Below are 13,923 nucleotides of genomic sequence, written 5' to 3'. Positions count from 1 at the left end.
GTTTGCTGGCTGACACGGGCCGGGTGCGTGTCTTTGTTAGCGAACACGTTTGACTCGACCCAACCCGCAGCTGAGAATCGTTTTCATGAAACGGAAGATCATTGCCACCATCGGGGCGGCCCTGTTGACGCTCGCCGCCTGCTCCTCCACCACCGATCCCGCCGCGCCCAGCTCCAACCCGCCCGCCGCGGGGGCAGACGGCAAATTGACGGTAGTCGCCTCCTTCTACCCGTTGGTCTACCTCGCCGAGCAGGTCGGCGGGGAGCAAGTGACCGTCACCTCCCTCACCCCGGCCGGGGCCGAGGCCCACGACCTAGAGCTCGCCCCGGCAGACGTCGCGGGCCTGGAGCAGGCCGACGCCGTCGTCTACATCAAGGGCTTCCAGCCGTCCGTGGACACCGCGGTGGCGGAGGTCAAGCCCGCCCACGTTCTGGATGTTGCCAGCGTGGCGAACCTGCAGGCCGACGACGGCCACGACCACGGGGGCGACGAAGGCCACGAGCACGCCGCCACCGCCACCCCGCGCCCCACCGAGACGGGGCACGACCATGACCACGAGGGCCACAACCACGACCACGAGGGCCACAACCACGACCACGGCCACGGCCACGACCACGGTGGCCTCGATCCCCACGTGTGGCTCGACCCAACGATCATGTCCGAGGCCGCCCACGAGTTATCGCACGTGCTGGCCGAGGCAGACCCCGCCCACGCCGAGCAGTACCACGCCAACGCCGAGCAGCTGATGGAGCAGCTGCAGGCCCTGGACAAGTCTTTCCACGACGGGCTCAAGACTTGCTCGTCGCGGTCTCTGGTCACCGCCCACGAGGCGTTTAGCTACCTGGCCCGCGCCTATGACCTGCAAATCATCGGGGTGGCCGGTATCGACCCGGAGGCCGAGACCTCGGTGGCGCGCCTGCAGGAGGTGTCCAAGCAGGTAAAGGACCAGGGCATTAAGACCATCTTCGCCGAGCCGGGCACCAATAAGACCATGCAGACCCTGGCCGACGAGCTGCAGGTAAAGCTTGGAGTGCTCGACCCGCTCGAAGCCCAGGTTGATCCGGCCCAGGACTACCTGACAGTTATGCAGGCCAATCTGCAATCCCTGCGGGACGGACTGGGCTGCCAGTAATGCCCGCCGCTTCCCTCTCCGCGCCCGCCCCGCAGGCAGGGCGGGCCGCGGTCCTGGCTGCCCACCGGGTGTCGGTCGCCCTGGAGGGCAACGTCATCCTCCACAGCATCGACCTGTCCGTCGCGGCCGGCCAGTTCGTCGCCCTACTGGGCGCCAACGGTTCAGGCAAGTCCACCCTGGCGCGGGCCTGCGTCGGCATCCTGCCCTGTCAGGAAGGCCGGGTCGAACTCTTCGGTTCCGACCTGGCCGCCAACCGCTCCCCGCTGGACCGGGTCGGTTACGTGCCCCAGCGCCAGACTGCCCCCTCGGCCCTGCCCGCCACCGCCTTCGAGGTGGTGGCCAGCGGGCTGCGCACCCGCTCGCTTTTCGCCCGCCTTGGCCGGGCCGAAAAGCGCCAGCGGGTCATGGCGGCCCTCACCGAGGTGGCCCTCGCCCACCGGGCCCACGAGCCCGTCTCGATCTTCTCCGGCGGACAAGCCCAGCGGGTGCTGGTGGCCCGCGCCCTGGTGCGCCAGCCCCAGCTCCTGGTGCTCGACGAACCCCTGACCGGCATGGACGCCCACTCGCGCGAGAACCTGGCGGCCACCCTGACCCGGCTGCGGCAGCGGGGCACCGCGATCCTGTGCGTGCTGCACGAACCTGGAGAACTCGGCCCGCTCATCGATCAGGCGGTGCGCCTGGCGGGCGGACACATCCACAGCGTCGAAATGCTGCCCCGCCTCCAGGAGGATGCGTGTTTCTAGATCTGCTCGGTTCCGCCCTCTTCCAGCGCGGCCTGCTCGTCGCCATACTCGTGGGCCTAAGTGCCCCCGTCGTCGGCACCTACCTGGTGCAACGGCGCCTCGCCCTCCTCGGGGACGGCATTGGCCACATCGCCCTCACCGGCGTGGCACTCGGCTGGTTGGCAGGCGTCAGCGCCGACCTGGCCGAGAAGGACGCGCTCGCGGTGCCCGGCGCTATCTTGGCCTCGGTGGCCGGGGCGCTGACCATCGAGTGGGTGCGCTCACGTGGCCGCACCTCCGCCGATGTCGCGCTGGCCCTGCTGTTCTACGGCGGTATCGCCGGCGGCGTGTTGCTGATCGGCATCGCCGGGGGCACCACCGGCAATCTGACGGGTTACCTGTTTGGTTCCATCGCCACCGTCTCACGCACCGACGTGTGGCTGACGGCGGCGCTGGCGGCCATCATCGTCTGCGTGGGGTTGGGGCTGCGCGGCCAGCTTTTCACGGTCGCCCACGACGAGGAATACGCCCGCGCAGCCGGGCTGAACGTGCCGCTGCTCAACATACTCTTGGCCGTCGTCTCGGCCCTCACTGTGTCTGTCGCCATGCGGGTGGTGGGGGTCTTGCTGGTTTCGGCCCTCATGATCGTCCCCGTGGCGATCGCCCAGTTGGTGGCCCGCTCGTTTCGCTCCGCGATGGGCCTGGCCATGGCGATCGGGGTGCTGGTGACCGTCAGCGGCCTGTTTATCACCTCGGTTAAGAACTATTCGCCCGGTGCTACCATCGTCGTGCTCGCTGTGGCTCTCTACGCCATCACCGCGGCGCTCGCTCCCCTGGTGGCGGCGCGCCGTCGCCGCCGCGCTGGCGGCATTATTCCCGGCGGGCTGGAAACCTCACCCGACCGTCGCGAGAAAATCTCCCCCCACCAAGGAGACTGACAGGAGGCGCCGTGGCACGTATGACCCGCCAACGCACCGAAATCGTCGAATTGTTGGAGGCCTCGGCGGATTTCCGCTCCGCCCAGCAGTTGCACGAGGCGCTGCGGGCGGCCGGTTCGTCCACCGGCCTCGCCACCGTCTACCGCACCATCAATAAGCTGGCGGCGGAGGGCGCCGTGGACGTGCTGCGCGCCGAGGACGGTGAGGCCCTGTACCGGTTGTGCACCCTGGAGTCGCACCACCATCACCTGGTGTGCCGCCTGTGCGGGCACACCGTCGAACTGGCGGGCAACCCGATCGAGCAGTGGCTGGACGCGGTCGGTCGCGAGCACGGCTTCGTCAACGTCTCCCACACCTTGGAGCTGCTGGGCACCTGCAATGCCTGCTACGCCCGGGCCGCCGCCGACGCCGAAGAAGCGGCCGACTCCTAATGCCCAGCTTCATCGCCAATGGCCCCTTCCCGCTGCTGGTGGCTTTCCTGACCGGCGTGGTGTTTTGCCGCGCCCAGGGCACCTACTGGGTGGCCCGGTGGGTCAGTGGTGCCGCCCTGGCGGCCCGCCTACCCGCGGCGGGTTGGCGAAGGCGGGCCTACGACTGGGTGCAGGCCAATCAGGCCCGCGGGGTGACCGCCATCGAGCGGGTGGGATGGGTGGTCATCCCGCTGTCGTTTCTCACCGTCGGCTTCCAGACGGTGGTGAACGCGGGGGCGGGGGTGCTGCGCATGCCGTGGCTGCGCTACACCCTGGCGATGCTCCCGGGGTGCCCAGCGTGGGCCGTCATCTACGCCACCATCGGGTTAGCCGCTTGGCAGGCGGCCCTGGCGGCCGCCGCCGGATCCTGGTGGGGCATCGCGGCCCTGGCCGGGGGTGTGGCGGTGGCGGTGGCGACCGTGGTTTGGTCCCGGCGCCGCGCCCGCGCCCGCGCTGCGCAGGCGCGTAAGCTGCCCTAGCCTGCTGCTCGGCCCGCCCGATGTCGCTATTGGCTGACCCGGTCCAAGGCCCCTCCGAAGCGGCGGTCGCGGCGGGCGTAACGCTCAACCGCTCGCCACAGGTGGCGCCGATCCACCTCCGGCCAGGCCTCGTCGGTGAAGACCAGCTCGGCGTAGGCCGACTGCCACAGCAAGAAGTTGGAGATGCGTTTCTCCCCACCCGTGCGCCAGAACATGTCCACGTCCGGCAGGTCGGGTTCGTCTAGGTACTTGGCCAGCAGTTCCTCGGTGACGCGCGAGCCCTTGACCCGCCCGGCGTGGACGTCGGCGATAAGGGCCGCCGCCGCGTCGGCGATCTCGGCCCGTCCTCCATAGTTGACGCACATGGTCAGGGTCAGGCGGTCATTGGCGGCGGTCAGTTCCTCGGCGGCCTCCAGCTCCTTGATGACACTGCCCCACAGGCGGGGGCGCCGCCCGGCCCACCGCACTCGCACCCCCCAGGCGTGCATGATGTCGCGGCGACGACGGATGACATCCCGATTGAAACCAAGCAGGAACTTGACCTCGGCGGGCGAACGTTTCCAGTTCTCGGTGGAGAAGGCGTACGCGCTGACGTGGGTGATGCCCAGCTCTATGGCACCAGCCACCACATCCAGCAGCGCGGCCTCCCCCGCCTTGTGCCCCTCGGTGCGGGGCAGGCCCCGCTCGTTGGCCCACCTCCCGTTGCCGTCCATCACGATGGCCACGTGCCGCGGCACAAACTCGCGGGCGAGCGCGGGGGCACGCGCGCCGGAGGGGTGCGGGGGTGGATCTTGATACTTCATGCTCGCTCCACAAGTGGCAGAGATTTCAGGCGCCGCTCCAGGTGCCATTGACAGTAGGCGGCGGTCAAGGCGGAAGCCTCCGCCCGCACGGCAGGCGAGGCGGTCACCGCCCCCGGCCAGTCGCCCGACAGGAGTTCGCCGAGCAGCTGCAGGGTGCGCGGCTGGGGGGCGCTGGCACCCGGCGGGCGGCAGTCTTCGCACACCGCTCCCCCGCTGGGGGTATCGAAGGCGGCGTGCGGACCGGGGCGGGCACACCGGGCGCAGGCATGGAAACTCGGCGCCCACCCGGCCACCGCCAGGGAACGCAACAGGAAGGAATCGACCACCAGCCCGGCGGGATGACGACCCGTGGCCAAGGAGGCCAGGGCCCCGATCACGAGGGCGTACTCAACGTGCGCGTGCTCGGCGTCCGCTGTCAACTGGGCGGCCGTCTCGGCAATGACCGCGGCGCACGTGTAGAGCGAATAGTCCGCCATGAGCGTCCGGCCATACGGTGCGATGGTCTCGGCCTGGGTGAGGACGTCCAGGGTGCGGCCCCGGTGCAGCTGCACGTCGACGACGCCGAAGGGCTCCAGGCGCGCCCCGAACCGGGAGCTGGTGCGCCGCACCCCCTTGGCCACCGCCCGCACCTGGCCACGGCCCCGGGTCAGCAGCGTGACGATGCGGTCGGCTTCGCCGAGCGGGTGGGTACGCAACACCACCGCCTCGTCTCGGTACAGCCTGCTCGTCACGCCCCCAGTGTCCCACAGGCCGCCCTGCTCACCTGCGTTGCCCGGGCGGGCGCCGCGGGCAGGCTCGACTTTCTCACTGCTTGCGCGCGGTGATCGCAAACTGCAGCGGCAACCGTTCGGGAGCCTGCGTCAGGGCCCACGTCCCGTCCGGCAGTTGTTGCATGAGCTCCGGCCACCGGCACCAGGCGGCGGAGGTGAACTCCTCCACGGCCGTGATCGTCAGCCCCGCCTTGATCAGGGCGGTGATGATCTCGCCCAGCCCGTGGTTCCACTGGTGGCTGCGCGTATGGGCGATAACAGGAGCGTCGGGAGCCGAGACGTAGCTGCCCGCGCTGTCCGCCGAGACGGGCAGCGGAGTCTCGAAATAGGGGTAGGCGAGTTGCAGGCCGGTGCTCGTGTCGTCGCCCACGGCCAGGAACATCGGGTGGTCGTCCCGAATGAAGAACAGCCCGCCGGGCCGCAAGAGGGAGGCCACCACGCGGGCCCACCGGGCGATGTCGGGCAGCCAGCACAACACGCCCAGCGAGGTGTAGACCAGGTCGAAGTCGCCCGTCACCGCCGTGCGCGCGTCGTAGACGTTGGCCTGCACAAACTCGATGTCGACGGCCGCGCGGGCGGCCAGCCTGCGGGCGTGAACCAGCGAGTTGGGGGAAAGGTCGAGCCCCACCACGCGCCCCGCGCCCCGCCGGGCGAAACCGATGGTGTCGGTGCCCACGTGGCACTGCAGATGCAGCACATGTTTGCCCGTCAGGTCCCCGAACCGGTGCATGTCCGGCGCCAGCTCCGCGCTGATGGCGTCCCGGTCCGCCACCAGTTCCTCCACCCCCTGGTAGCCCCCGGCCATGTGCAGATCGGCACGATCGTCCCAATTGCGCTGATTATCGGCAAACCAGTCGGCCTGCCCGCTCGACGTTTCCACCCTGCGCTCCTTATCCGCGGCAGTTGCCTCGCGCTACCGCACCGCTCGGTTGACGGCGGAGATAACCGCCCTAAACGAGGCGGTCATGATGGAGGTGTCGATGCCGACGCCCCACAGTACCTGACCGTCGACCTCCACCTCGATGTAGGCCGCGGCCTGCGCCTCCCGGCCCGAGCCGAGGGCGTGCTGCGCGAAGTCGCGCACCGTCAAGTGCACCCCCACCTGCTCCAACGCGTTGATGAAGGCGGCCAGCGGCCCGCTGCTGGCCGCGCGCAACACTACGGGCTGCCCAGCATCCGTGATCGTGGTCTCCACGTGGGTGTCGGCCCCGCGCGGACTGGAGGACGACGAGGACTGCAGGTGGTAGCGGCCCCACGGTTGCAGGTCGTCAGCCAGGTCGTAGGGCAGGTACTCGTCGACGAACAGGCGCCACAGGCTTGCCGCATCGATCTCCCCGCCACTGGCCTCCGTGTGCTGCTGCACGATGCGGGAGAACTCGATCTGCAGGCGGCGCGGCAGATCCATGTGGTGCACGGTCTTCAGCAGGTAAGCCACCCCGCCCTTGCCGGACTGGGAGTTGACCCGCACCACCGCGTCGTAGCTGCGGCCGACGTCGTGCGGGTCGATCGGGAGGTACGGCAGCGCCCACGGCACCGCCAGCTCGTCGCCGCCCGCCTGCGCCACGGCCGCGGCGCGCGCCTCGAAGCCCTTCTTGATGGCGTCCTGGTGGGAGCCAGAAAACGAGGTGTAGACGAGGTCGCCGACGTAGGGGTGGCGCTCGGGCACGTCCATCTGGGTGCAGTGCACGACGGTGCGGCGCACCGCATCGATATCCGACAGGTCGAGCTGCGGGTCGATGCCCTGGCTGAACAGGTTGAGCGCCAGGGTGGTCAGGTCGACATTGCCGGTGCGTTCCCCGTGCCCAAACAGGCAGCCCTCCACCCGATCGGCCCCGGCCAGCAGCGCCAGCTCGGCGCTGGCTACCCCGGTGCCGCGGTCGTTATGCGGGTGGATGGACAGGCAGACGTGCTGCCGGTGGGAGATGGAGCGGGAGAACCACTCGATCTGGTCGGCATACACGTTGGGGGTGGCCCGCTCAACGGTGGCGGGCAGGTTCAGGATGATCTCGCGCTGGGGGTCGGGCTGCCACGTGGCCAGGACGTGCTCGCACACCTCCAAGGCGTAGTCTCGCTCGGTGTCGACGAAGATCTCAGGCGAGTACTCGTAGCCGAAGAGCGTCTCCTCGCCGAGAACCTTCTCGGCGTGGGCCATCACCTCGCGGGTCCCGGCCACGGCCAGGTCGATGACCTGGCTAGGGCTCATCCGGAAGACCACGTCGCGAAAGAGGGGCGCGGTGGCGTTGTACAGGTGGACCGTGGCGCGCGGACAGCCGATCAGCGCCTCCACGGTGCGGTGAATGAGGTCGGGACGGGCCTGCGTGAGAACGGAGATGGTCACATCCGGTGGGACCGCCCCGGTCGTGATGAGGTCCCGCACGAAGTCGTAGTCCGTTTGGGAAGCGGCCGGGAAACCGATCTCGATCTCCTTGAACCCCAGCCGCACCAGCATGTCGAACATCTGCCGCTTGCGGGCCGGATCCATCGGTTCCATCAGGGACTGGTTTCCGTCCCGCAGGTCGGTGCTGAGCCAGCGGGGCGCCCGCGTCAGGCGCTTGGTGGGCCAGGTCCGGTCCGGCAGATCAACCGGATTGGTATCCAGGAAGGGCCGGTACTTGCGGTACGGCATGCCGGAGGGATTTTGCGGGGCGGGACGGGCGGCGGTCTTCATGGGCTCTCCCTGAGGCGGTGGGATCTGAGGAGTTCGGACAACGCAAACCCGCGTCGGGGAGCCGAACCGTCAGACCCCGACGCGGCCGGTAAGGAGCAGCCGTGCCATGTCGGGCAGTGTAGCGCGCCCCACCCTGAGCTTCGTCACATTTCACTATGTGACACCGGCGGCCTAGAAACCGAGTTTGCCGAGCTGCTTAGGGTCGCGCTGCCAGTCCTTGGCGGTGCGCACGTGCAGGTCCAGGTAGATGCGGCGCCCCAGCAACGCCTCAATTTCCCGCCGGGCCGCGGTGCCCACCTCTCGCAGGCGCGCCCCACCCTTGCCGATGACAATGGCCTTTTGGGAATCGCGTTCCACATGGATGGAAATGTGCACCGCCAGCACCCCGGGCTTGCCCCCGGTGCCCTCTCGCTCAATGATCTCGTCGACGGTCACCGCCAGCGAATGGGGCAGCTCGTCCCGTACCCCCTCCAGGGCCGCCTCCCGCACCAGCTCGGCGATGCGCTTGTCATCGGTCTCGTCGGTGACCGAGTCGGCCGGGTAAAGCGGCGGGCTGAGGGGCACCAGGCGGGCCAGCAGGTCCGCTAGGTCATCAATCTGCCGCCCCGCCAGCGCCGAGACGGGAATGATCTCGTCGAAGATCCCCAGCTCCTGCACCGCCAGCAACTGGGCCAGCAACGCCTCGCGAGAGACCTTCTCGCTCTTGGTGACCGCGGCCACCTTCGTGGCACGCAGGTGGGAAATCTCGGCGGCGATGTAGCGGTCCCCCGGGCCGATCTTCTCGTCGGCGGGAATGCACATGACGACGACGTCCACCTCGGCCATTGTCTCCTTGACCAGGCTGTTCAGCCGCTTGCCCAGCAGGTTGCGGGGCCGGTGAATCCCCGGCGTGTCAACCAGCACGAGCTGGGCGTCGGGGCGGTGAACGATACCGCGAATGGTGTGGCGCGTGGTCTGGGGACGCATGGAGGTGATGGCCACCTTCTGCCCCACCAGCGCGTTGGTGAGCGTCGACTTGCCCGCGTTGGGGCGGCCCACCAGGGACACGAAGCCGGCGCGGTAGTTCTCGCCGTACTGGGCCAGGCGCTCGGTAGCTAAGTCGGCCAGGTCGACGTAGGCCTCGTCAGCGAACGCATTGGGCCCCGCCATCAGCTCATCATCAGACGGAAACCGCATCATCTTCCTCCTCGTCGCGGGTGGCCAATAGGGAGACTAGTTGGTGACGGCGCCCGCCGAGCGCCTCGGCCTCTAGGCACACCCCGAGGGCACACGCCCGGTCCCCGGCCAAGGGCAGGCGCCCCAGTGCCTTCGTCAGCAGTCCGCCGGCGGTCTCGACGTCGTCGTCGTCGATGTCCAGACCGAACAACTCCCCCAGCTCGTCGATCGGCAGGCGGGCGGGCACCCGCCAGGTACCCGCCCCCAAGTCTTCCACCTCGGGTTCGGCGCGGTCGTGCTCGTCGGTCAGCTCGCCGACGAGTTCTTCCAGCAGGTCCTCAATGGTTACCAGCCCGGCCACACCCCCGTACTCGTCGACCAAGACGGCGGCGTGCCGGGCATTGGCCTGCATCTGGCGCAGCAGGTCATCAGCGGGCACAAACTCGGGCACGAAGAAGGGAGTACGGGCAATGTCCCGCACCGGCCGCGCATGCGCCTCGGGGTGGTAGTGCAGGTGGTGGACCAGATCTTTGAAGTAGACCAGGCCGACGACGTCGGCGGCCGCATCCACCATCGGCAGGCGCGAGAAACCCGAGCGCACGAAGACGCCCAGGGCCTCGGTCAGCGAGGTCTCGCTCTCCACGCTGACCATGTCGGGACGCGGCACCATGACCTCGTGGGCCAGGGTTTGCCCGAGTTCGAACACCCCCCGCAGCATCTGGCGGTCTTCCTCCGCAAAACCCTCGGCTTCCCCCACCCGGTCGACCAGCTCGCGGAGGTCGTCGGCAATCTCTTCCCGCGCCTCGACGTCGGTGGTGGCGGGTGGGGAGAACTTCTCCAGCCGCATGGCGGACACGGTGACAAAGCGCATGGGCACCGCGATGGCGAGCCGGAGCCGCCGCGCCACCGCCACCGGGTGGCGGCGTCCCCACCGGGTGACCCCGATGAGGCTGAAGAGGGCTGCCAGCAGGATGAGCACCGCGAAAGTGGCCAGCCCGGCCAGCCACCACTCGTCCAGCACCCGTCCAAAGGCCAGGGCGAGGGCCACCGCGCCGACCGTTTCGCACAGGTAGCGGGCGCCCGCCACCCCAGCCAAGGCGACGGCCCGCTGCTCCACGAACTCCACCAGCCGGGCGGTGCCGCGCTCCCCGTTGGTCTCCGCCTCGGCTAGCTGGGCGCGGGTCAGGCGATCGACGGCCACGTCGGCGGCGCTGTACAGACCCGCCAGCCCCGAAAGCAGGGCGGCGGCTCCAAACAGCAGGGGGGCGGGGTCGAGGCTCACCGGTGCGCGAGGAAGGTCAGCAACAGTTTGCGCTGCAGGTCAAACATGACCTTCTCCTCCTCGGCTTCTACGTGATCAAAGCCCAGTAGGTGCAAGATGCCGTGCGTGGTCAGCAGCAGCAGCTCCTCCACGGTGGAGTGCCCCGCGGCCCGTGCCTGCGCGCGGGCCACCTGCGGACACAGCACGATATCGCCGAGCACCCCCGCGGGGGTCGGCGCGTCGGGGCTGCCGGGGCGCAGCTCGTCCATGGGGAAACTCATGACATCGGTGGGGCCGGGCAGGTCCAGCCACCGCTCGTGCAGCACCTCCATCGGTTCGGGATCGACCAGCAGAATCGATAGTTCCGCCTGCGGGCTGACGTGGAGGGCCGTCAGCACGTAGCGGGCGAGGTCCGCGAACTCGGCCGGGTCGATCTCGTAGTCGGTTTCGTTGTTGACTTCGATGCTCATCTATCGCTCCCTGCGTCCGCGGTGCTGGTCCCGCCACCGTTCATCCCGCCCGCGCGCGTCGGCCGCAACTTGCCGGGCGTCGTATCTTTCGTAGGCGTCAATGATCTCCCCGACCAGCTGGTGGCGCACCACGTCGGCGCTGGTCAGGGTGCAAAACGCGATGCCGTCGATGCCCGGCAGGATCTCCTGCACCACCCGCAGCCCGGACTTTTGCCCGCCCGGCAGGTCAATCTGCGAGACGTCCCCGGTGACCACGACGCGCGAGTTGAAGCCCAGGCGGGTGAGGAACATCTTCATCTGGGCGGCCGTGGTGTTTTGGGCCTCGTCCAAGATGATGAAGGCATCGTTCAAGGTGCGGCCGCGCATATAAGCCAGGGGCGCGACTTCGATGGTGCCGGCCGCCATGAGTTTAGGGATCTGGGCCGGATCCATCATCTCGTGCAGAGCGTCGTACAGGGGCCGCAGGTAGGGATCGATCTTGTCGGTCAGGGTGCCGGGCAGGTAGCCGAGATTTTCCCCGGCCTCGACGGCGGGACGGGTCAGGACGATGCGCCGCACCTGCCCCGCCTGCAGGGCGTGCACGGCCTTAGCCATCGCCAGGTAGGTCTTGCCGGTCCCGGCGGGACCGATACCGAAGACGACGGTGTTGTCGTCGATCGCGTCGACGTACTGTTTCTGCCCCAGGGTCTTGGGGCGGATCGTCTTCCCGCGCACCGAGACAATGTCCTGGCCCAGCACGGAGGCGGGCCGGTCTTTGGCGTGCGCCGTCAACAGCGAGGCAGCCCGGGCCACGGCCTCCGGGGTGAGCATCTGCCCGGCCCGCGCCAGCTCGATCAGCTCCCCCACCAGGTCGCAGGCGAGCGCAACGTCACTAGCCGGGCCCGTGAACTTCAGTTCCGTGCCGCGGGCGAAGACCGTCAACCGGTTGAATCCCTGTTCGATGGCCCGCAGCACCTCATCGCGGGTGCCGAACAGCGCCAGGGGATCGACGTCGCTGGGGACCTCGATGCTGCGAGTCACCGGTGGGGTGGGCAGCTCGTGGGCGTGGGCGGCCGGGCCGGGAATGGCCGCCCCGAGGGCGGCACCGGGGTTCGCGGGATTATTCATAATGGGGAGTCGCCTCCCGTCACTCCTTCATGTCTGCAGGTTGCAGGTCCATCGTATCGGCGCCGCCCGCCCACAGGCCGAGCTTTTGCCCGAGCACCGCCAGCGCCGCCGGGCCCGCGCTGGAGGTGCGCAGCACGTGCGGCCCCAGCCGGGCCAGCTGGGCGCCCGCCGCCACCAGGTCCGCCGTCTCCGTGGCACCGATACCCCCCTCGGGACCGACAACGACCGCCAGCGTGGGGCGCGGGCCGTGCCCATCCCAACTGGGCAGCTCGATGTCGGCGAGGGGTGCGGTGGCTTCTTCGTGCAGCAGGATCACCGCGCCCCTCGCGTCCACCACGGCGCGGATCCACTCGCCGAGGGGGCGGTGCCCGCGGGCCTGCGTTACCTGCGGTACCAGGGCGCGGCGGGCCTGCTTGGCGGCGCTTTGGGCGATGGCCTGCCACCGGGCCACGCCCTTGCGGGCCTTGGGGCCGTCGGCCCACACCGACACCGACCGCTGCGCCTGCCAGGGCACGATTTGTTCCACCCCCAGCTCGGTGGCGGTCTCGACGGCCTGTTCGTCGCGCCCGCCCTTAGCCAGGGCTTGCACGAGGGTCAGGCACGGGCCGTGGCGCCGGTCGGTGCCGCGCGCGGTGATGCGCACGCACACGGTCTGCTTATCGACGCTGGTGACCTCGCCGCGCACCCGGTTGCCCTGCCCGTCGGCGACGTCGATGTGTTCCCCCACGCGCACCCGACGCACCGTCGCGGCGTGCTTGGCCTCGGCCCCGGTCAGGCAAATGGTGTGTGTGGCGGCGGCCAGCTCCGCGGGCGCGGCCAGAAAAACCGGCAGGCTCATGCCCTACCCCTGGAAGGCGTCGCGCAGGCGGGAGAAGAAGCCCTCCTTGCGGTGTTCGACCTCGGGCTCAACCATCTCCTCGCCCCGCAGGGCCGCCAGTTGCTGCAGCAGCTCGCGCTGGGCGTCGTCCAGATCGGTGGGGGTGGCCACCTGCACGTGCACGAACAGGTCACCACGGCTGTCGCGCTGCAATCGTCCCACCCCGAGGCCCGCTAGGCGCACCTCATCGCCGCTCTGCGTCCCGGCGGCGATCGGTACCTCCTGCGGGCCGTCCAGCGTCTCCAGGGTGAACACGGTGCCCAGGGCCGCCGCCGTGAACGGCAGGGTGATCTTGGCGTAGAGGTCGTCGCCGTCGCGCAGCAACGTGGGGTGGGCCTTTTCCCGAATCTCGACGTACAGGTCCGCGTTCGGGCCTCCACCGGGCCCGGCCTCCCCGCGCCCGGACAACCGCATGCGGGTGCCGTCACTGACGCCGGCCGGAATCTGCACCGTGATGGTCTTGCGGGTACGCACCCGGCCTTCGCCGGCGCACTCCGGGCACGGTTCCGGGATGATGGTGCCGTGCCCCTGACAGGCGCTGCACGGCACCGTGGTCACCATGTTGCCCAGGAACGAGCGGGCGACGCGCTGCACCGAACCGGCCCCGTTACAGACGGTGCAGGTGAGCGGGCTGGTGCCCGGCGCACAGCAGGTGCCGTCACAGGTGGCGCATCGCACCGCCGTGTTGACGGTGATCTCCTTTTCCACCCCGAACGCGGCCTCCGCCAGCGTGATTGTCACCTGGGTGAGCGAGTCCTGCCCGCGGCGTCCCCGCGGGATGGGGCCGCGCATGCCGCCCCCAGCGGCGCTGAAGAACGTCTCGAAGATGTCGGTGAAGCCGCCGAAACCGCCTTGGGCCGCGCCCGTGCCGCCGAGATCGTACATACGACGTTTTTCGGGATTGGAAAGCGTCTCGTACGCGGCATTGATTTCTTTAATGCGCTCGTCGTTGCCAGCTTCGCTGCCTGCCAAGTCTGGGTGATATTGCCGCGACAGTTTGCGGTACGCCTTCTTGATGTCTGCGTCCGTCGCGTCACGGCTCACGCCGAGAATCTCGTAGTAGTCGCTCAT

At 69.2% G+C, this 13,923-nt stretch carries 15 protein-coding genes; 5 read left to right on the top strand and 10 right to left on the bottom strand.

What is annotated here, in order from left to right; genetic code table 11:
• The first annotated feature begins 85 nt into the window (after positions 1-85).
• From BSZ40_RS03645 to BSZ40_RS03625, 5 genes are read left to right on the top strand one after another with little or no spacing between them, the layout of a single operon-like run.
• A complete protein-coding gene (locus tag BSZ40_RS03645) occupies positions 86-1,132 on the top strand; it encodes a metal ABC transporter substrate-binding protein (protein ID WP_084542600.1) in 1,047 nt (348 codons plus the stop codon).
• Positions 1,132-1,875 (top strand): metal ABC transporter ATP-binding protein, encoded by a 744-nt coding sequence (locus tag BSZ40_RS03640; RefSeq protein WP_073823445.1) that lies wholly within the window; start codon positions 1,132-1,134, stop codon positions 1,873-1,875. The genes BSZ40_RS03645 and BSZ40_RS03640 overlap by 1 nt, the downstream gene beginning before the upstream one ends.
• Positions 1,866-2,792 carry a metal ABC transporter permease gene (locus BSZ40_RS03635; protein WP_084542599.1) on the top strand — a complete coding sequence of 309 codons (927 nt, stop codon included), beginning with the start codon at positions 1,866-1,868 and terminating at the stop codon, positions 2,790-2,792. Before BSZ40_RS03640 ends, BSZ40_RS03635 begins: the two co-directional genes overlap by 10 nt.
• A 20-nt stretch (positions 2,793-2,812) precedes the next feature.
• Entirely contained in the window at positions 2,813-3,223 is a 411-nt protein-coding gene (locus BSZ40_RS03630) for a Fur family transcriptional regulator (RefSeq protein ID WP_073823443.1), read from the top strand.
• A complete protein-coding gene (locus BSZ40_RS03625) occupies positions 3,223-3,741 on the top strand; it encodes an SNARE-associated domain-containing protein (RefSeq protein WP_073823441.1) in 519 nt (172 codons plus the stop codon). Before BSZ40_RS03630 ends, BSZ40_RS03625 begins: the two co-directional genes overlap by 1 nt.
• 26 nt (positions 3,742-3,767) lie before the next feature.
• On the opposite strand, the gene BSZ40_RS03620 is transcribed toward BSZ40_RS03625, so the two are convergent.
• The 10 genes from BSZ40_RS03620 to dnaJ all read right to left on the bottom strand — a co-directional run bounded on the left by BSZ40_RS03620 (position 3,768) and on the right by dnaJ (position 13,923).
• Positions 3,768-4,544, bottom strand: coding sequence for an isoprenyl transferase (locus BSZ40_RS03620; RefSeq protein WP_073823439.1), 777 nt, complete (start codon positions 4,542-4,544; stop codon positions 3,768-3,770).
• Positions 4,541-5,275, bottom strand: a complete 735-nt coding sequence (recO, locus tag BSZ40_RS03615; RefSeq protein WP_073823437.1) for a DNA repair protein RecO — start codon at positions 5,273-5,275, stop codon at positions 4,541-4,543. Before recO ends, BSZ40_RS03620 begins: the two co-directional genes overlap by 4 nt.
• 73 nt (positions 5,276-5,348) lie before the next feature.
• Entirely contained in the window at positions 5,349-6,194 is an 846-nt protein-coding gene (locus BSZ40_RS03610) for a methyltransferase domain-containing protein (protein WP_073823435.1), read from the bottom strand.
• Between the two features lie 33 nt (positions 6,195-6,227).
• A complete protein-coding gene (gene leuA, locus BSZ40_RS03605; protein WP_073823433.1) occupies positions 6,228-7,982 on the bottom strand; it encodes a 2-isopropylmalate synthase in 1,755 nt (584 codons plus the stop codon).
• Between the two features lie 171 nt (positions 7,983-8,153).
• A complete protein-coding gene (gene era, locus BSZ40_RS03600; RefSeq protein WP_073823431.1) occupies positions 8,154-9,158 on the bottom strand; it encodes a GTPase Era in 1,005 nt (334 codons plus the stop codon).
• Positions 9,142-10,419, bottom strand: coding sequence for a hemolysin family protein (locus BSZ40_RS03595; protein WP_073823429.1), 1,278 nt, complete (start codon positions 10,417-10,419; stop codon positions 9,142-9,144). Before BSZ40_RS03595 ends, era begins: the two co-directional genes overlap by 17 nt.
• On the bottom strand, positions 10,416-10,868 hold the full coding sequence (ybeY, locus tag BSZ40_RS03590; protein ID WP_073823426.1) for an rRNA maturation RNase YbeY: 453 nt from the start codon (positions 10,866-10,868) through the stop codon (positions 10,416-10,418). Before ybeY ends, BSZ40_RS03595 begins: the two co-directional genes overlap by 4 nt.
• Complete coding sequence (locus tag BSZ40_RS03585; protein WP_084542597.1) at positions 10,869-11,975, bottom strand: PhoH family protein; 1,107 nt, start codon at positions 11,973-11,975, stop codon at positions 10,869-10,871.
• 19 nt (positions 11,976-11,994) lie between these two features.
• Positions 11,995-12,813 (bottom strand): 16S rRNA (uracil(1498)-N(3))-methyltransferase, encoded by an 819-nt coding sequence (locus BSZ40_RS03580; RefSeq protein ID WP_073823425.1) that lies wholly within the window; start codon positions 12,811-12,813, stop codon positions 11,995-11,997.
• A 3-nt stretch (positions 12,814-12,816) separates the two neighbouring features.
• On the bottom strand, positions 12,817-13,923 hold the full coding sequence (gene dnaJ, locus BSZ40_RS03575) for a molecular chaperone DnaJ (RefSeq protein WP_073823423.1): 1,107 nt from the start codon (positions 13,921-13,923) through the stop codon (positions 12,817-12,819).

This window comes from Buchananella hordeovulneris, assembly GCF_001907235.1.
Lineage (GTDB): Bacteria > Actinomycetota > Actinomycetes > Actinomycetales > Actinomycetaceae > Buchananella > Buchananella hordeovulneris.
This window is presented reverse-complemented; position numbering and strand designations above follow the sequence as displayed.